The 18562-nt window shown below is 73.6% G+C and carries 13 protein-coding genes; 8 read left to right on the top strand and 5 right to left on the bottom strand.

Features of this window, described 5'->3' with window-relative positions; all coding sequences use genetic code 11:
• Window positions 1-179: 179 nt before the first annotated feature.
• Window positions 180-980 (bottom strand): esterase/lipase family protein, encoded by an 801-nt coding sequence (locus tag ACFYVL_RS28705; RefSeq protein ID WP_389249856.1) that lies wholly within the window; start codon window positions 978-980, stop codon window positions 180-182.
• Between the two features lie 383 nt (window positions 981-1363).
• Between ACFYVL_RS28705 and ACFYVL_RS28700 the strand changes: the two genes are divergently transcribed.
• Window positions 1364-1777, top strand: coding sequence for a cobalamin B12-binding domain-containing protein (locus ACFYVL_RS28700; protein ID WP_389249854.1), 414 nt, complete (start codon window positions 1364-1366; stop codon window positions 1775-1777).
• Between the two features lie 233 nt (window positions 1778-2010).
• Here ACFYVL_RS28700 and ACFYVL_RS28695 read toward each other — a convergent pair whose 3' ends face one another.
• Both ACFYVL_RS28695 and ACFYVL_RS28690 read right to left on the bottom strand, forming a co-directional pair.
• Window positions 2011-3618: a DUF5691 domain-containing protein gene (locus tag ACFYVL_RS28695; RefSeq protein WP_389249852.1), complete on the bottom strand. Its 1608-nt coding sequence runs from the start codon at window positions 3616-3618 to the stop codon at window positions 2011-2013.
• 50 nt (window positions 3619-3668) lie between these two features.
• Window positions 3669-5045, bottom strand: coding sequence for an SWIM zinc finger family protein (locus tag ACFYVL_RS28690; protein ID WP_389249850.1), 1377 nt, complete (start codon window positions 5043-5045; stop codon window positions 3669-3671).
• A gap of 159 nt (window positions 5046-5204) precedes the next feature.
• On the opposite strand from ACFYVL_RS28690, the gene ACFYVL_RS28685 reads away from it, so the two are divergent.
• The 6 genes from ACFYVL_RS28685 to sucD all read left to right on the top strand — a co-directional run bounded on the left by ACFYVL_RS28685 (window position 5205) and on the right by sucD (window position 13311).
• Window positions 5205-5678, top strand: coding sequence for a hypothetical protein (locus tag ACFYVL_RS28685; RefSeq protein WP_389249848.1), 474 nt, complete (start codon window positions 5205-5207; stop codon window positions 5676-5678).
• 145 nt (window positions 5679-5823) lie between these two features.
• On the top strand, window positions 5824-6975 hold the full coding sequence (locus ACFYVL_RS28680) for an AAA family ATPase (RefSeq protein WP_389249846.1): 1152 nt from the start codon (window positions 5824-5826) through the stop codon (window positions 6973-6975).
• On the top strand, window positions 6972-9743 hold the full coding sequence (locus ACFYVL_RS28675) for a DUF5682 family protein (protein WP_389249844.1): 2772 nt from the start codon (window positions 6972-6974) through the stop codon (window positions 9741-9743). The genes ACFYVL_RS28680 and ACFYVL_RS28675 overlap by 4 nt, the downstream gene beginning before the upstream one ends.
• Window positions 9740-10999 (top strand): VWA domain-containing protein, encoded by a 1260-nt coding sequence (locus tag ACFYVL_RS28670; protein ID WP_389249842.1) that lies wholly within the window; start codon window positions 9740-9742, stop codon window positions 10997-10999. The genes ACFYVL_RS28675 and ACFYVL_RS28670 overlap by 4 nt, the downstream gene beginning before the upstream one ends.
• A 224-nt stretch (window positions 11000-11223) precedes the next feature.
• Window positions 11224-12405 (top strand): ADP-forming succinate--CoA ligase subunit beta, encoded by a 1182-nt coding sequence (sucC, locus tag ACFYVL_RS28665; RefSeq protein WP_389249840.1) that lies wholly within the window; start codon window positions 11224-11226, stop codon window positions 12403-12405.
• A 21-nt stretch (window positions 12406-12426) separates the two neighbouring features.
• A complete protein-coding gene (gene sucD, locus ACFYVL_RS28660; RefSeq protein ID WP_389249838.1) occupies window positions 12427-13311 on the top strand; it encodes a succinate--CoA ligase subunit alpha in 885 nt (294 codons plus the stop codon).
• Between the two features lie 98 nt (window positions 13312-13409).
• On the opposite strand, the gene ACFYVL_RS28655 is transcribed toward sucD, so the two are convergent.
• Window positions 13410-15041 (bottom strand): sigma factor-like helix-turn-helix DNA-binding protein, encoded by a 1632-nt coding sequence (locus ACFYVL_RS28655; RefSeq protein WP_389249836.1) that lies wholly within the window; start codon window positions 15039-15041, stop codon window positions 13410-13412.
• A 152-nt stretch (window positions 15042-15193) separates the two neighbouring features.
• On the opposite strand from ACFYVL_RS28655, the gene ACFYVL_RS28650 reads away from it, so the two are divergent.
• Window positions 15194-17176 carry a DUF6350 family protein gene (locus ACFYVL_RS28650; RefSeq protein ID WP_389249833.1) on the top strand — a complete coding sequence of 661 codons (1983 nt, stop codon included), beginning with the start codon at window positions 15194-15196 and terminating at the stop codon, window positions 17174-17176.
• 182 nt (window positions 17177-17358) lie between these two features.
• Here ACFYVL_RS28650 and ACFYVL_RS28645 read toward each other — a convergent pair whose 3' ends face one another.
• On the bottom strand, window positions 17359-18330 hold the full coding sequence (locus tag ACFYVL_RS28645; RefSeq protein ID WP_389249831.1) for a hypothetical protein: 972 nt from the start codon (window positions 18328-18330) through the stop codon (window positions 17359-17361).
• Between the last annotated feature and the right edge of the window lie 232 nt (window positions 18331-18562).

Genomic DNA, 18562 nt, shown 5'->3' with positions numbered 1-18562 from the left:
TGCGGCGGGGACAATCTCCGTCAGGTTTTAAGCATTCAGGAAACGGGCAATCGGCCGCCTTTTGGTGGACGGCGGGCATCGCTTTGGCGCGCCGTTCGGCGAATGTTCGAGGAATGCGCCGACCTTGATCACGGCACTTTCACCGTGCGTGCACGACCGCTTCGGTTTACGTCGCCGGGTCAGGCCACGGAGATGCTTCCGGCCGCCGAACCGGCCGCCTCCTGGGCCTGCAGAACCTGCCGGATTTCGGCCGCGACAGTGGGATGAACGGGAAGTGCGAGATGCCCGATTCCGCTGACCTGCACGTTCTGGGCGATCAGATCGGGGTGGTGGATGCGCGCCGTTTCCACCGGAAGCATTAATTGATCAAGGTCGCTCCAGAAACTCACGAAGCGGGTCCGGCAGCCCGGAGCGGGCCGGGCCAGTTCCTCGATCACGGGAGATCCGGGGCGCATCTGACGCACCAGGGGGTGCGCACTCATGGGCGGGGCTACACGTGTTCCATCGTGCGGAGTTCCGAGAGTCACAAGAATGCGTACCCGCGTGTCGCCGCCGAGTCGCTGCGTGTAATAACGGGCGATCAGGCCGCCCAGGCTGTGCCCGACGATGTCGACCTCGCGGTGGCCGGTCCGGGCGCAGATCTCCTCCACATGGCGCCCGAGCAGTTCGGCGGCGGTGCGGATGTCGCAGGTCAGCAGCGAGTAGTTGAGCGAGGTGACATGGCACCAGCCGTGCCGGGCCAGTGAACGGCGCAGCAGCACGAACACGGAGCGGTTGTCGACGAACCCGTGCAGCAGCACCACCGGCGGCCGGGACCGCCCGGTGCTCGGCAGGTCGGCCGACTGCGCGGGCCCGGCGGAGCGCTCCGGGCGGATGCCGGTGGGATAGAGGATCAAGTGGCCGAAGAGGATGGCCAGTTCGAGGGCGGTGGCGCGCAGCAGCGGGGAGAGGGCGGAGAGCGGAAAGGGGAAGAACTTCATGGCCGACCTCCCGGACAGCACGCGAGGTGACGGCCCTGTCCCCCGTGTGCCCTCGTGGGGTGCCGCGGCGGAGGCCGGTGGACCTGAGGGAAGAGCCGTACCACCGTGCCGTGCGGCTGGCGGCGCGGTGGTACGGCGACCTCGTTGCGGCTCCCCGTGCGGCGGGCCCGGACGCGGCTGCCGCGGTGCGGTGACCGCGGTGCCGGCTGGTGCGGGTACGACGCACAGCGAACGTTTCCCAACGTGTGATTTCCCCCTCTCCGCTCACCGTGAAACGGCGGCGTGCGGGATGCTGTGGATAACGTTCGTTCACTTCCCTGCCCTTCCCGGGCGGGGGACGTTGCGCGCCAAAGGCGGCGTGCGCGTACTGGGAGGCAGCAGCGATGGGTGTAACTGGACCGATCCGTGTGGTGGTCGCGAAGCCGGGCCTCGACGGCCACGACCGCGGTGCGAAGGTGATCGCGCGGGCCCTGCGGGACGCCGGTATGGAGGTCATCTACACCGGCCTGCACCAGACACCGGAGCAGATCGTCGACACCGCGATCCAGGAGGACGCGGACGCGATCGGCATGTCGATCCTCTCCGGAGCCCACAACACCCTCTTCGTGAAGGTCATGGACCTCCTCAAGGAGCGCGACGCGGCGGACATCAAGGTCTTCGGCGGCGGCATCATCCCGGAGGACGACATCGCGCCCCTGAAGGAGAAGGGTGTCGCCGAACTCTTCACCCCGGGCGCCACCACCACGGAGATCGTCGACTGGGTACGCGCCAACGTCCGCCAGCCCTCGGACGCCTGAGCGCGCGACCGGAAAGCCACCGCCGGGCGGGCGCCCACGACACAGCCGCGCGGCGGGCGACCACGACAACGGTCGCAGGAGCGGGCGACCCCGTGCGCGGGGTGCGATGCCGCGTACGGGGCCCCGGACGAAGCCGGCACGCCACCTCGCCGCAGGGGGGCTTTTGCGGATCCCCCCGCCCCCGCCCGCAGCGGTGGGTGCCGCCTCGTGCCGGTCCGCGGCCCCGTCCGTGGCTATTCCCCGCCCAGTTCCGCCAGCATCGCCGCGCGCAGCCGCAGTGTGCCCACCAGTCGCTGGAACGCCTCCGACCAGTAGCCCGCCGCCCCCGGCGTCGCGCCCTCCGCCTCCTCCGGGGTGGTGGTCAGCACCTCCAGCCGGTTCGCCTCGCCCGGGTCCAGGCACCGCTCGGCCAGCCCCATCACCCCGCTGAAGCTCCACGGGTAGCTTCCCGCGTCCCTGGCTATGTCGAGCGCGTCGACGACGGCCCTGCCCAGCACCCCCGACCACGGCACCACGCACACGCCCAGCAGCTGGAACGCCTCGGAGAGCCCGTGCGCCGAGACGAACTCGGCCACCCACTCGGCACGTTCGGCGTCCGGCAGGATCGCCAGCAGCTTGGCCCGCTCCGCGAGCGAGGCCGTGCCGGGGCCCGAGTCCGGTGGTACCGAGGGCGAGCCGAGCAGTGCCCGCGCCCACTCCGCGTCGCCCTGGCGTATCGCCGCCCGGCACCAGGCGCCGTGCAGTTCCTCGCCCCATCCGTCGGAGACGGGCAGGGCGACGATGTCCCGCGCGGACCGCCCGCCGAGCCGCCCCGGCCACGCCCCGAGCGGGGCCGACTCCACCAACTGGCCGAACCACCAGGACCTTTCGCCGCGTCCGGCCGGCGGTTTGGCGACGATGCCGTCCCGCTGCATCGCGGCGTCGCACTCGTGCGGGGCCTCCACCACTATGCCGCTGCCGTCGCCCGTACGGTCCATGCCGACGCACGAGGTGGCCCGGTCCGCCATCCGCGCGGCGAACCTCGACGTGGGCAGCGCGGAGAGCAGTTCCGCCGCGACCCCCCGGACGTTCCGGCTCCGGTCGGACAGCGCCTCCTCCAGGAACTCCTCGTCCGCCGCGCCCAGCCCCTCGCGCAGCGAGTCGAGGAACATCAGCCGGTCCTCGGCCCGCTCCTGGCTCCAGGTACCGGCCAGCAGGGTGCGCGCGGCGGCCGGGTCGCTTGCCCGTACGGTGCCGAGCAGCCCGACCCGCTCGGCGAACAGGCCCTCCTCCCACAGCGTCCGCACGGCCTCCGCGTCCCGTACGTCGGGCAGTGCGGCCCCGCCCGAGGTGCCCCGCAGGACGTACTTCCACTCCGGGTTGAGCCGGGCCAGCCACAGCCCGCGCGCCCCCGCGAACTCCAGGGTCTGGGGCCGCAGATCGGTCCGGGCCCTGGCCGCGTCGAGCAGTGCGGGCAGTAGTACGGACGGTGCCCGCAAGCGCCGCTGATTGGCCGCGGCGAGCCACTGCGGAAGCAGTTCCGTCAGGTCCGGCGCGCTGCCGCGGCGCCCGCCGGACGGGGCGGGACCCGAGCGGTCCGCCAGCAGGATGGCCAGCCTCCGGTGCGCGGCGGCGGGCAGCGGCGGCCGGTCGTCCGCCGGTGCCACCGCGACCGGTTCGCCCGCGGCGGCCGGTGTCAGGGCGGCCCGCCGGCGCACCGTGTGCAGGGCGGCGGCGTCGAGGAGGGCGAGCGGTGGCTCCTTCCCGGCGGCGGTCGGCAGCGGGCGGCGGTCCGTGCCGAGCAGGGCGGACGTCAGCAGGTCCTCCCAGGCGGGAGCGGCGGTGTCGGTGGCGTGGGTCATCGGTTCCCTCCGGGGAGTTGGTTGAACGGACGTGGCACCGTCGGCCCGGGTCAGACCAGGGGCACCGGCTCGGGTGCGGAGAGGGACCAGGTGGTCAGCGGGTGGAAGCCCCGGTGGGTGCATTCGCCGAAGACCGTGACCGGAGCGCCGCCGGACAGCGCGGCCAGCTTCCACAGGCCCGCACCGGAGAGGGCCGCGGAGGAGACTGGCAGCGCCCACTTGCCCTCGGCGTCGGTGAGCTGCCAGCTGTCGGGCCCCGGCACCGGTATCACCGCCGCCAGCGTGACCGGCCTGCCCTCCAGCCACGGGTCCTCCCGCAGCGCACGCCCGTAGGCCTCGACCGCCTCGGTCACGCTGCCGCCCCGGGGCAGGGCCGCGGCCGGGCCCGGGACCGCGAACTGTTCCCCCAGCGTGGCCCGGAGCTGCCCCGCGCCGCCGTGCGGCAGCAGTTCGGCGGGCACGCTCAGTCCGACCGGCAGGCTCACCTCCGGTGCCCGCCCGGCCGCGCCGAAGGACAGCACCAGCGCGGTGCGCCCCGACTCCTCCCCGTACAGCCAGATCCGGCGGGTGGTGACCTTGCTGTCCGCCTGGTCGTACTGGGCGAGCACCAGCCACCGGTCGCGGACCGGCGGGCCCTGCGGCGCTGACGGCAGGCCGACCCTGGTCCGTACCGTCGTCGCCAGCGCGGGGGGCAGCCGGTCGCGGCCCAGCCAGGCCTGGTCGAGCAGGTGCAGCAGCGCGCACTCCTCCAGGAGCCGCACCGGCCAGTCCGCCCCCGAGGACGGCAGCGAGCCCAACTCCCGCACCCGGGAGGCCAGTCCGGGAGCCTGGGCGTCGACCATGCGGGCGGCGGTCTCCTCCCACATCCCGTACCCCGTCTGCTCGGCGGCGGCCAGCCCGCCGCGCAGCAGGTCGGCGAGGCGCTGCTCCAACTCCGTCGCGCCGGAGGTGATGCGGGCCTCGCGCCGCTCGGCCCGCCGTCGCGCCGCCTCCGGGTCGGCAGTGCCCGTGGCCTGCGCGGGGACCTCGCCACTACCCTCGGCCGGCGGGCCGCCGGCCGCCTTCGCGGTCCGCTCCCGGCGGTCCCCGATCCACTCCGCCGCCCACTCCGGCGGCTCGGCGCCCCCCGCCACCACGGCGTCCTCCGCCGCCCAGAGCAGCAGCAGTCCCAGCGCGTGCTTGCAGGGGAACTTGCGGCTCGGGCAACTGCACCGGGAGGCCGTCGAGGGCCCCGCCAGATCGACCGTCGTCCGGTACGGTCTGCTGCCGCTTCCCTTGCACTGCCCCCACAGCGCACCCTCCCCGTCGCACCCCGCGTCCGACCACGGCCCCGCGGTGCCGAGCCTGCTTCCCGCTTTGCGTGAGGCGGCGTCAGGAGCCAGTGCCAGCACCTGATCCGCCGTCCAGCGCACCCCCAGCTGATTCATGTCACCGACGGTAGATGCCGCCACTGACAATCGCTCTGACCTGCGACGCGCCCCGGAGATCCACTTGACTTTACCTTTTCTTTGCGTTTGGCTGCGAGCGCTCACGCCTCGCGAAAGCGGCGAGCGCCCACACTTCTCGAATCCGGGGGACCTCCGCCCATGAACCGCACCGCCCGCACCGCCCTTTGCGCCGCCGCCGTCACCGGGCTGCTGTTCGGCCTGGGCGCCTGCGCCGAGGCCGAGAAGGCCGTCAAGGCCGGGGCCTCCGAGGCGGCGGAAGCCTCCGGCAAGGAACTCGACAAGATCGACGAGGTCGACAAGGCGCTCAACAGGACCTTCCAGGTGACCTACGAGGTCACCGGCAAGGACGTCGAGTCCATCGAGTTCGCCGCCGGCGGAGGCACCGCGACCGCGCCCAAGAACGAGACGGTCGACAAGCCCGCGCTGCCGTGGAAGAAGACGGTCACGCTGAAGGGCGTCATGCCGCCGGCCGTCATCCCGACCACCAGCAAGGTCGTCGCGACCCCCGACATCACCTGCAAGGTCGTCCACGAGGGCAAGGTGCTCAAGGAGGCCAGCGGCGAGAAGGCGATGGCCGGCGGCTGCATCGCCGCCGCACCCCTCGGGAAGTAGCCCGCGCTGGAACCCCCTCCGAAGCCCCCCTCGGGAAGTAGCCCGGCACACCGCCCAATTGGGACCCTGACCTGCGGCGAAGCTTGATTGTCAGTGGCATGGTGCACCGTGGGAACCACATCCGGGAAATCTGGAGGGGGATTCCATGACCACGCCTGCAACCGACCCGAACACCACGTCGCCGACCGGCATTTCACAGGCCGCGGCGACGGACGGGGCCGAGGCGCTGCGACCGCACGCCGAGGATGCCTTCGCGGGGGAGCTGAAGGCGCTCGCCGCGGCCGACGACCGGCCGCGGCCCGCCCGTTGGCGGCTCTCGCCGTGGGCCGTGGCCACCTACCTGCTCGGCGGCACGCTCACCGACGGCACCGTGATCACACCGAAGTACGTGGGCCCGCGCCGCATCGTCGAAGTCGCCGTCACCACGCTCGCCACGGACCGCGCCCTGCTGCTGCTCGGCGTCCCCGGCACCGCCAAGACCTGGGTCTCCGAGCACCTGGCAGCGGCCGTCAGCGGCGACTCCACCCTGCTCGTCCAGGGCACCGCGGGCACCCCGGAGGAGGCCATCAGATACGGGTGGAACTACGCCCAGCTCCTCGCCCACGGACCGAGCCGCGACGCGCTGGTGCCCAGCCCCGTCATGCACGCGATGTCCCGGGGCATGACCGCCCGCGTCGAGGAACTCACCCGCATCCCGGCCGACGTCCAGGACACCCTGATCACGATCCTGTCCGAGAAGACCCTGCCCATCCCCGAACTGGGCCAGGAGTGCCAGGCCGTCGGCGGCTTCAACCTCATCGCCACCGCCAACGACCGCGACCGCGGCGTCAACGAGCTCTCCAGCGCCCTGCGCCGCCGGTTCAACACGGTCGTCCTGCCGCTGCCCGCGACACCCGAGGCAGAGGTCGACATCGTGTCCCGGCGGGTCGACCAACTGGGCCGCTCGCTCGACCTGCCGGGCGGCGCGGACGTCGTCGCCGAGATCCGCCGCGTCGTCACCGTCTTCCGCGAACTGCGCTCCGGAGTCACCGAGGACGGCCGCACCAAGCTCAAGTCGCCCTCCGGCACGCTGTCCACCGCCGAGGCGATCTCCGTGGTCACCGGCGGCCTCGCGCTGGCCGCCCACTTCGGCGACGGGGTGCTGCGCCCCGGGGACGTCGCCGCCGGAATCCTCGGCGCGGTGGTCCGCGACCCGGCGGCCGACCGGGTCGTCTGGCAGGAGTACCTGGAGACCGTCGTCCGCGAGCGCGCCGGCTGGAAGGACTTCTACCGCGCCTGCCGCGAGGTGGCCGTATGACCACGACCGCCACGGCCCCGTCCGGCACCGAACCGCCCGCGCCGGACGCCCGGGTACCGCAGGGCCCCTGGCTGCTGGGCGTGCGCCACCACGGGCCTGGTTCCGCACGGGCGGTGCGGGACGCGCTCGACGCCGCACGGCCCCGGGCCGTACTGGTCGAAGGGCCACCGGAGGGCGACGCGCTGCTCCCGCTGGCCGCCGACCCGCAGATGCGACCGCCGGTCGCCCTGCTCGCCCATGTGCGGGACGACCCGGGGCGGGCGGCGTTCTGGCCGCTCGCCGAGTTCTCGCCCGAGTGGGTCGCGATCCGCTGGGCGCTGGCCCACGAGGTACCGGTGCGCTTCATCGACCTGCCCGCCGCGCACTCACTGGCACTCCGCGACGAGGAGGGGACCGAGGAAACCGCAGGGACGGAAGAGGAAGCGGGGGACGGGACGGGGGAGCGGCCGGGGGCGGCGGACCTCGACGCGCTGGCCGTCGACCCGCTCGCGGTGCTCGCCGGGGCCGCCGGGTACGACGACCCGGAGCGCTGGTGGGAGGACATGGTCGAGCACCGGGACGGCGGGGGAGGCGACCCGTTCGCACCGTTCGACGCGGTGGCCGACGCGATGGGGGCGCTGCGCCAGGAGTACGGGGACGGGGGACACCGCCGCGACCCGGTCCGCGAGGCGTACATGCGCATCCAGCTCCGGGCCGCGAAGAAGGAGTTCGGGGACGAGGTGGCCGTCGTCTGCGGCGCCTGGCACGTGCCCGCGCTCGCCGGGAAACCACCGGCCCTCACCGCCGACCGCGCCCTCCTCAAGGGCCTGCCCAAGGTCAGGGCCGAGCTGACCTGGGTGCCCTGGACCCACCGCAGGCTCGCCCGCCGCAGCGGATACGGGGCGGGGATCGACTCACCCGGCTGGTACGGCCACCTGTTCGGCGCCGCCGACCGGCCCGTGGTGCGCTGGATGACCAAGGTCGCGGGGCTGCTGCGCGAGGAGGACCGCCCGGTCTCCTCCGCGCACGTCATCGAGGCGGTGCGGCTCGCCGAGTCCCTCGCCGTGCTGCGCGGCCGGCCGCTCGCCGGACTCACCGAGACGACGGACGCGGTCCGGGCCGTGCTGTGCGACGGCTCCGACGTGCCGCTCTCGCTCGTCCACGACCGGCTGGTCGTCGGCGACGTGCTCGGCGAGGTCCCCGACGGCGCCCCCGTCGTACCGCTGCAACGCGACCTCACCCGGCAGCAGCGCACCCTGCGGCTCAAGCCGGAGGCCCAGGACCGCGAACTTGACCTCGACCTGCGCAAGGACACCGACGCCGCCCGCAGCCGTCTGCTGCACCGGCTGCGGCTCCTCGGCGTCGACTGGGGCGAGCGGGCGGAGACCCGGGGCAGTACGGGGACGTTCCGGGAGGGGTGGCGGCTGCGGTGGGAGCCGGAGCTGTCCGTGCGGGTCGCGGAGGCGGGGATCTGGGGGACCACCGTGGAGGCCGCCGCCACCGCCAAGGCACAGGCGCAGGCCGCCTCGGCCACCGCGCTCGCCGACATCACCGCCCTCGCCGAACGGTGCCTGCTGGCCGGACTGCCGGACGCGCTGCCGGTGGTGATGCGGGCGCTGGCCGACCGGGCGGCGCTGGACAGCGACGTCGGGCACCTGGCCCAGGCGCTGCCCGCCCTGGCCCGCACCCTGCGGTACGGGGACGTGCGGGGCACCGACACCGCGGCGCTCACCGAGGTCGCGACCGGCCTCGCCGAGCGGATCTGCGTGGGACTGCCCCCGGCCTGTACCGGGCTGGACGGGGACGGCGCGGCGGAGATGCGCGGCCATGTCGACGCCGTGCACACCGCGGTGGGACTCCTCGACGGAGCGGCACAGGACACGGACACCACCGCGGCGGACTGGCCGGACGCACCCGGGGACGGCCCGGAAGCACCGGCGGACGGCCCGGACGCGTCGGGGGCCGGCGCCGGGACCACCGGTCTGCGCGGGCGCTGGGCCGGTGTGCTGTGGAGGCTCGCCGAGCGGGAGGCCGTCGCCGGGGTCGTCCGTGGCCGGGCCGCGCGGTTGCTGCTCGACGACGGACGGCTCGGCGAGGACGAGGCCGCCCGGCTCATGGGACTCGCCCTCTCGGCGGGCACCGTGCCCGCCGACGCGGCGGCCTGGATCGAGGGGTTCGTGGGCGGCGCCGCCGGCTCGGGGATGCTCCTGATCCACGACGAACGACTGCTCGGGCTGGTCGACACCTGGCTCACCGGGGTCCCGCCGGACGCCTTCACGGACGTACTGCCGCTGCTGCGCAGGACGTTCTCGGCGTACGAACCGGGCGTCCGGCGCACGCTCGGCGAACTGGTCCGGCGCGGACCCGCGGCGCCGGGCGGCCGTCCGGCCGCCGGGGCGGAGGCCGCGGCGCCCGGATTCGGCCCCGCACTCGACCCCGGGCGCGCCGACGCCGTACTCCCGGTGCTGCACCTGCTGCTGGGCATCGGGCCGCGGCCCGAAGCCACCGCGTTGCCCGGCGCCCACCTGCCGCCCGGCACACCGGACGCCCCCAGCGCACCGGACGGCCTCAGTAGACCGGGCACACCGGGCACACCCGGCACACCGGACGGCCTCAGTACACCGGGCACACCAGACGCCCCCGGCACACCGAGCACACCGGACGCCCTCAGCACACCCGGCACACAGGACACCTCCAGCACACCGGACACCCCCAGCGAACCGGACACCCCCAGCGAACCGGACACCCCCGACAGGCCCGACGACCACCAGGAGGTGGCAGCGCGATGACCGCGAACACGACGACGCACACACCGGACGGCACCGCGGCAGCGACGGCGGCGGACCAGGCCGGGCCGGGGCAGGCCGCCGACGAGCGGCTGCGGCGGTGGCGGATGGTGCTCGGCGGGGACTCCGCCGACGGCACCGGCCGGGCACTCGACGGTACGGACGCCGCGATGGACGGCGCCCTCACCGCGCTCTACGGCGGCGAGGGAGCCGGCGGCCGGCCGGGCGGGCGCAACGGCACCGGGAGCGGCGGCCGGTCCGCCGGGCTCGGCGCCTCCGCGCCCTCCGTCGCACGCTGGCTCGGCGACATCCGGACCTACTTCCCCAGCTCCGTCGTCCAGGTCATGCAGCGCGACGCCATCGACCGGCTCGGACTGTCCGCACTGCTCCTGGAGCCCGAGATGCTGGACGCGGTCGAGGCCGACGTCCACCTCGTCGGCACCCTGATCTCGCTCAACAAGGTGATGCCCGAGACGACCAAGGAGACCGCCCGCGCGGTGGTGCGCAAGGTCGTCGAGGAGCTGGAGAAGCAGCTCGCCACCCGTACCAGGGCCACCCTCACCGGCGCCCTGGACCGCAGCGCCCGGATCAACCGCCCCCGGCACCGCGACATCGACTGGGACCGCACGATTCGCGCCAATCTCCAGCACTACCTGGAGCTGCCGGGCAGGGACGGCGCCGGCACGGTCGTACCCGAACGGCTCATCGGGTACGGACGGGCCTCGCAGTCGGTGAAGAAGGACGTCGTGCTCTGTATCGACCAGTCCGGGTCGATGGCCGCTTCCGTCGTCTACGCCTCGGTGTTCGGCGCGGTGCTCGCCTCCATGCGGGCGATCGACACCCGGCTGGTGGTCTTCGACACCGCTGTCGTCGACCTCACCGACCAGCTCGACGACCCGGTCGACGTGCTCTTCGGTACCCAGCTCGGCGGCGGCACCGACATCAACCGGGCCCTCGCGTACTGCCAGACGAGGATCACCCGGCCGGCCGACACCGTCGTCGTGCTCATCAGCGACCTGTACGAGGGCGGCATCCGGGACGAGATGCTCAAGCGGGTCGCCGCGATGAAGGCGTCCGGTGTGCAGTTCGTCGCACTGCTCGCCCTCTCCGACGAGGGCGCCCCGGCCTACGACCGGGAACACGCGGCGGCGCTCGCCGCCCTGGGCGCCCCCGCCTTCGCCTGCACCCCGGACCTGTTTCCCGAGGTCATGGCCGCGGCGATAGAGAAGCGCCCGATACCGGTGCCGGACACTGCGTGACACCGATCATGGCTGTGAGTGGCACTCTGTGACAGGTATCACCGCTCAGGCGCGACCTGCGATTTAGGGACCTAGGTCCCTCGGGGATAACCTGCGAGACGGACATGCCGCGTACCGACACCGTGTACGCCTCCCTCTGTGACAGCGCCGTCACGTTGCCTTCGCGGCACGCCCATCGCATTCAACGCAACGAACCGCGATCACCAGAAAAGGGACGGACGCGCGTGGACCTGTTCGAGTACCAGGCGAGGGACCTCTTCGCCAAGCACGGTGTACCGGTGCTGGCCGGTGAAGTCATTGACACGCCTGAGGCGGCGCGCAAGGCCACTGAGGGGATGGGCGGCAAGTCCGTCGTCAAGGCTCAGGTGAAGGTCGGCGGCCGTGGAAAGGCCGGTGGCGTGAAGCTCGCCGCCACCCCCGACGAGGCCGTCGCCCGTGCGACGGACATCCTCGGCATGGACATCAAGGGCCACACGGTCCACAAGGTGATGATTGCCGAGCTGTCCCCGGAGATCGAGGCCGAGTACTACGTCTCGTACCTCCTCGACCGCACCAACCGCACCTTCCTGGCCATGGCCTCGGTGCAGGGCGGCATGGACATCGAGGAGGTCGCGGAGAAGACCCCCGAGGCCCTCGCGAAGGTCCCGGTCAACGCCAACGACGGCGTCACCATCGAGAAGGCCCGCGAGATCGTCGCCCAGGCGAAGTTCCCGGCCGAGGTCGCCGAGGGCGTCGCCGAGGTCCTGGTGACCCTGTGGGACACCTTCGTCGCCGAGGACGCCCTCCTCGTCGAGGTCAACCCGCTGGTCAAGACCAAGGACGGCCGGATCCTGGCGCTCGACGGAAAGGTGTCTCTCGACGAGAACGCCGACTTCCGTCAGCCCGACCACGAGGCCCTTGAGGACAAGGCAGCGGCCAACCCGCTCGAAGCCGCTGCCAAGGCCAAGAACCTCAACTACGTCAAGCTGGACGGCGAGGTCGGCATCATCGGCAACGGCGCCGGCCTGGTCATGTCGACCCTGGACGTCGTCGCGTACGCCGGTGAGAACCACGGCAACGTGAAGCCCGCCAACTTCCTCGACATCGGTGGCGGCGCCTCCGCCGAGGTCATGGCGAACGGCCTGGAGATCATCCTCGGCGACCCGGACGTCAAGTCCGTGTTCGTCAACGTCTTCGGTGGCATCACCGCCTGTGACGAGGTCGCCAACGGCATCGTCCAGGCCCTGGAGCTGCTGAAGAGCAAGGGCGAGGAAGTCACCAAGCCCCTCGTTGTCCGTCTCGACGGCAACAACGCGGAGCTGGGTCGCAAGATCCTCTCCGACGCCAACCACCCGCTGGTCCAGCGCGTGGACACCATGGACGGTGCGGCCGACAAGGCCGCCGAGCTCGCCGCAGCTGCGAAGTAAGGAAGAGGGACTCCAAACACCATGGCTATCTTCCTCACCAAGGACAGCAAGGTCATCGTCCAGGGCATGACCGGTGCCACGGGCATGAAGCACACCAAGCTCATGCTGGCCGACGGCACTAACATCGTCGGCGGCGTGAACCCGCGCAAGGCCGGCACGTCCGTCGACTTCGACGGCACCGAGGTCCCGGTCTTCGGCTCCGTCAAGGAAGCCATGGAGAAGACGGGCGCCGACGTGTCCGTCCTCTTCGTTCCGCCGGCGTTCGCCAAGGCCGCCGTCGTCGAGGCGATCGACGCCGAGATCCCGCTCGCCGTCGTCATCACCGAGGGCATCGCGGTGCACGACTCCGCCGCCTTCTGGGCGTACGCCTCGGCCAAGGGCAACAAGACCCGCATCATCGGCCCGAACTGCCCCGGTCTCATCACCCCGGGCCAGTCCAACGCCGGCATCATCCCGGGCGACATCACGAAGCCGGGCCGCATCGGCCTGGTCTCGAAGTCCGGCACGCTGACGTACCAGATGATGTACGAGCTCCGTGACATCGGCTTCACCTCGGCCGTCGGCATCGGTGGCGACCCGGTCATCGGCACCACGCACATCGACGCGCTCGCCGCGTTCGAGGCCGACCCCGAGACCGACCTGATCGTCATGATCGGCGAGATCGGAGGCGACGCCGAGGAGCGTGCGGCCGACTACATCGCGAAGAACGTGACCAAGCCGGTCGTCGGCTACGTCGCGGGCTTCACCGCCCCCGAGGGCAAGACGATGGGTCACGCCGGCGCGATCGTCTCCGGTTCGTCGGGCACCGCCCAGGCGAAGAAGGAGGCCCTTGAGGCCGCCGGCGTCAAGGTCGGCAAGACGCCGACCGAGACGGCGAAGCTGGCGCGCGCGATCCTCGCGGGCTGATCACCGCCCCGCAGGCGCCGTACCCGACGCGGTACCCGGAAGGCCCGCACCCCCGGCGAGGGGGTGCGGGCCTTCCGCGCTGTCCGGCGGACGTGGGGCTAGCGGGACTGCGGAACCAGGCGCTCCGGGCCGTTGTCGGGCTCGGCGCGGAGCTGGTCGCGCAGCTGCATGTCGTACCGGGAGAGGTGCTGCGGGCCGCTGCGCGCGGGCACCCCGCCGACGGGTTCGCCGGGCGGGCGCGGCGCCTCGTACTGCGTCGGCGCTGTGGACAGCGTGAACGCCGTCGCGCCGATGATCAGCGTGGTGAACGCGATGGCCGCCCTGGTCCAGAAGCGCGTCCTGCGCTCGCTCTTCGTCCGGACCGCCGCGCCGGGCGGGAGGTCGTCCAGGGAGCGGGCGAGGGCGAGAGTGCTGAGACGTTCCTGCACGACGCGGGAGCGGTCGGCCGGGGTACGGGCCTCGGCCAGCTCCGGCAGCTCGTGGGCGAGCGCGGAACGGGCGTGCACGATGCGGTTCGCGGTGGCCGGGGTGGAGGCCTCGGTCTCGGCCGCGGTCTCCGGGAGGTCCAGCCCGAGACCGTCGTACAGGACGAGGGTGCGGCGGTACGGGGGCGGCAGTTCGAGCAGCGCGTGCAGCAGGGCCCGCTCCCCGGGGCCGGGTGCCCGAGCGGGTACGGAGCCGGGTTCGGCGGCGCCGGAGTCCGCCGCCACCGGCGGGTCGACGTGGCGGTGGCGCGGGCGCAGCCGGTGCCACGGGGACATCGCGTACTCGTATGCCGCCGCACGCACCCAGCCGGCCGGGTCGCGGTCCGTCGCCACCTCGGGCCAGCGCTGCCAGGCCAGGTCGAAGGCCCGCTCCACGGACTCGCGCGAGAGCCGGTGCCGTCCGGTGAGCAGATAGGTCTGGCGCAGGAGCGAGGGGGCGGTGCGGCTGTAGAGGTGGTCGAAGGCCTGGGTGGGAGTGGGCCGCTCGGCCTCCGGCTCCGCTGCGTCCGCCGGGCCGGAGGGGGCTTCGTCGGATACGTCAGATGCGTCAGATGCCTCGGACTCGTCGCCCGGATGGGCCGCTTCGGCTGCTTCCGAGGCTTGGGGCGCTTCGGCGGCTTGGGGCGCCGGTGCGGGAGGTGCCGCCGGGATGTCCGTGACGGCTGACGCGTCCGACGTGGCTGGTGTGGGCACCACGCTCGGAGCGTCCGGAGAGGTCAGAGCGTCCGGAGAAGTCGGAGTGTCTGGTGAGGTCGGAGCGTCCGGGGAGGTCAGAGCGGTCTGGGTGTCCGGTGCGGCCTGGGTGTCCGGTGCGGTCGAGGGGGCCGAAGAAGCCGCCGCAGCCGTGGGCCGTGCCGTCGTCGGGGGCTTCCGGGCTGCCGACGGTTTCGGGGTGCCCGGGGACTTCGGCGTGGCCGGGGAGGCCGGCTTCCTGCCGACGGCCGCCGGGCCGGCGGTGCGCACCGGGACGGCCTCGCCCTGGGTGCGGAGCTCTCGCGCGATACCGGCCAGCAGCCGGGTGTAGACCTCGCGCTTGCGGCCCCGCGGGCTGGTGCGGCCGGTCTCCCAGGAGCGGACGGTCTCGCGGGTGACGCCCACGATCGCCGCCACCTGTGCCTGCGACAGCGCCTTCGCCTCGCGCAGCCTGCGCCGCTCCCTCGGCGGCGGCAGTTCCTCCGCGGCAGCGGGGGCGGAAGGTGCGGAGGAGGTGGCGGTGGTGGAGGTGGGCCGGGAGGTACGGGTCATGGCAGTACCTCCGTGATCCCCGCGATTCCCGTGACCCCTGCGATCCCCGTCGTACTGCGCCGGGCGAAAAAGTACATAAACGTATATTGGGCGACACGTCGGCCATTCGCTCGTTACGCGAAGATGGCGCGTGTCGTAGGCAGCATGGCCGCGTGAACCCGAACCCAGCGGTCGAGCAGCAGGGCCCGCAGCACGAGCACGAGCACGAGCACCGGCACCAGGGCCCGCGCGAGCACGCGTACGAACAGCCGGAGGGCGGCACGGCGTCCGCACCGTCGTACGCCGTGCACAATCCCCGATCCGCCTGGGTCGTCTGCCTGTTGCGCGGGGTGCTGGCCGCCGGGCTGGGGCTCGGGGCGTTCGCCGTGGTGGTCATGGTGCTGTGGATCAGTTCGCCGTACCCGGACGCCGGAGCCGGGGCCGCGCTGCACATCGCCGCCGGGCTGTGGCTGCTCGCGCACGGCGCCGATCTCGTGCGGCCGGAAACCCTGAACGGCGCCGCCGCGCCCGTCGCGCTGACGCCGTTGCTCTGCACCGTGCTGCCCGTGTGGCTCGCGCACCGGGCGGCCAGGGACGCGCTGGAGGAGGAGGCGGACGAGGACGGCGCGGAGCCGGGCACCGTGCGGAACCTGCCGTCCGGCTGGGCCGCCTTCGGCGGTGTGACGGCCGGATATCTGGCCGTCGGGTTCGCCGCCGCGCTGTACGCGGCCGGCGGACCGCTGCCCGCCGTGCCCGGGACCGTCGCGCTGTGGCTGCCGCTCGTGGTGTCCTGCGCCGCGGCGGCCGGGGTGTGGAGCGCCTGCGGCAGGCCGCACGGTCCGCTGCCCGGCTGGGTGCCCCGGGACCTGCGGCGGGCCCTGGTGCGCCCGTGGCTCCCGGTGGCGGTCCGGGCCGCGGTGGCCGGGACGACGGTCCTGGTGGGCGGCGGGGCGCTGGCCGTCGGGGCGTCGCTGGCGCTGCACATGGACCTGGCGCAGGAGTCGTTCCTGGATCTGGCGGGGGAGTGGTCGGGGCGTTTCGCTGTGCTGCTGCTGGCCCTGCTGTTCGTGCCGAACGCCGCCGTCTGGGCCGCCTCGTACGGGATCGGCACCGGGTTCGGGCTGGGTACGGGTGCCGTCGTGACGCCACTGGGGAACACGGGTGCCGCGGCGCTCCCGCACTTCCCGCTGCTGGCCGCCCTCCCCGGAGAGGGGCGCGGCACCCCGCTCAACTGGGCGGTGGCGGCGGTCCCGTTGGTCGCGGGGCTGACGGTCGCCTGGTTCACGGTACGGACGGCCGCGCCCGCCTTCGCCGTACGGGAGGAGGCGTGGGGGCGGCGGGAGACGGCGGGCACCGCGGCCCTGGGCGCGGTGGTCTGCGGGCTGGCCATGGCGCTGCTCGCGGCGGCGTCCGGCGGGGCACTGGGCACGGAGCGGCTCGCGGAGTTCGGGCCGGTGTGGTGGCAGGCGGGCCTGGGGGCCGCGGTGTGGACGGCGGCGGTGGGAGTGCCGGGAGCGCTGGTGCTGCGGGCGTGGCGGGTGCGGGAGAGGTCGCCGTGGGCGTTCCTGCGGGACGGCTGGCGGAACTGGAGCTTCCGGAAGGCGGGGGCGGCTGGCGGGGAGTTCGTGACGCCGTACCCGCTGCCGGCGTTCGCCCCGGAGCCGCCCACGGCCGGGGCGCCGATCCCGGTCCCGGCTCCGGTACAGGCCCCGATCCCGGTCCCGGCCCCTCCGGCGACGCCGCCCCCGGCCCCGGAGCCGGAGCCGGACGCGGAGCAGGGCCGGGCCCCTGCCGATGACCCGGAGCGGCCCCCGACGGCCGCCGTCCCGAACAGCGCCGCCGGAACGGGACGCACCGACGGCGGTGACAGCACGGGTGCCGCGAACGGCGCCGCGGGTACGAGCGGTACGAACGGCACCAGCGACGCGGCCGGTACGGCAGCCGGTACGAACGACGCGGCCAGTACGGCGAGTGCGGCCGGTGCGGACGGCACCGACACCGGAGACGGCCGGAGCGCTCAGGTGCCCGACCCGGCCTCCGCGTGGCACGGCAACGGTGCGCGCGAGGCCAGGTGGGCGGCGTTGCGGGAGGCGTCGGGCGGGCTGATGGCGGAGCTGCCGGAGGACGGTGCCGGGGACGGACGCACCGGGCGGTAGCGGGGGAGCCGGGCGGCGGGGGCGCCCCGCGCGGGCGCCTGTCCGCAACTCATTCCGGCGCCCCGGAGAGGCGTTGTCCCAGCGCCTGTCCGCAGCTTCTCCGGCGCCCCCCCCGGCGAGGCGTTGTCCCAGCGCTTGTCCGCACCCCTTCCGGCGCCCCCCGGAGGGGCGTTGCCGCCCCGCTACTCCTTGACGCCGAAGACCGGCACCAGGGACTTCGGCAGCTCGTCGTTGCATGACAGCTGGGCCGACTTCGTCAGCGAGTCCGCCACGCACGTGTAGTAGTCCCGGTACACCATCTGCACGGTGAACGTGGCCGCCACGATCATCAGCGCCAGTGCCGCCGTCACCAGCCCGCTCACCGCGGCCGTCGTCTGCGGCCTGGTGGAGACGGGCGGAGTGGGAGCGGGGGCGGGCGAGACGGCGGTGGCCGCCGATTCGTTCGGCTTCGCCTTGTTGCGGAGCGAGCTGATGCCCCAGTACAACGCCAGCGCGCCCAGCAGCAGCGAGATCTCCTGCTGGGAGAAGACGGCGAAGAAGAAGGCCCACATGCCCGCCAGCAGCGCGTAGCGCGCGCGGCGCTGCGCGGGGTCCATCGGGTCCCAGCGCAGCCCGGCTCCCGGACCGCCGCCGGGACCCTCGGGGCCGCCGGGGCCGCGGTCGTTGCCGCCCGTCCCGCCGAAGGGACCCTCGCCCCGGCCGGGTTGACGGTTGCTCCACACACCGCCCGGGGAGCGGCCGGAAGCGGAATCGGACGACGAGTCGTTTCCGCGGTCGTTCCCGCGGGCCGGCCTGCGGGGCTGCCACGGCTGGTCCGGCCTGCCCTCGGGCGGCGGCGCGAACGGATTGTCCTCCTGGACCGGCTTGCCCGCCCTGCCGCGCGAACCGGAACCGGAACCGGAGTCCGAGCCCGAATCGGAGCCCGAGGCCGAGCCGGAGCCCGAATCAGAGCCCGAGCCCGAGCCGGACCCCTCCTGCGAGGACGACGAAGACGAAGAAGAAGGCGACGACGAGGGCGACTGCCCTTCCCTGAGCGCCTGCCCCGCCCCCCTGCCGTCGGCGGGAAGCCCGCCCACCACCCTCGGAAGCAGCGGTTCCGGCAGCAGCGGAAGCGGGCGGCGGAGAGCCGCGGTGCGGCGGCGTCGGTCCGTCATCTGGTGAACGTCTTCCCCTCAAGCCCTCCGGCGGCTCCCGGAGCGTTGTGCTCCGCAGTGCGGAAGGTCGTATGTCGGCTGGTGCCCCTCCCGCTGCCGCCCCCGGCGTACGGGCAGGGCGGTGAGGGGAGGGAGTCCTGCCCTGACGCTACCTCCCGTGCGTGCACCCGTCCCGTGGGGGCGGCCCGGTGTGCCGGTATCGTTGCGAGCGGTCGACGCGTTCGTAGGGTTC

The sequence above is a fragment of the Streptomyces sp. NPDC004111 genome, from assembly GCF_042874215.1.
In the GTDB taxonomy this organism is placed as follows: Bacteria; Actinomycetota; Actinomycetes; order Streptomycetales; family Streptomycetaceae; genus Streptomyces.
This window is presented reverse-complemented; position numbering and strand designations above follow the sequence as displayed.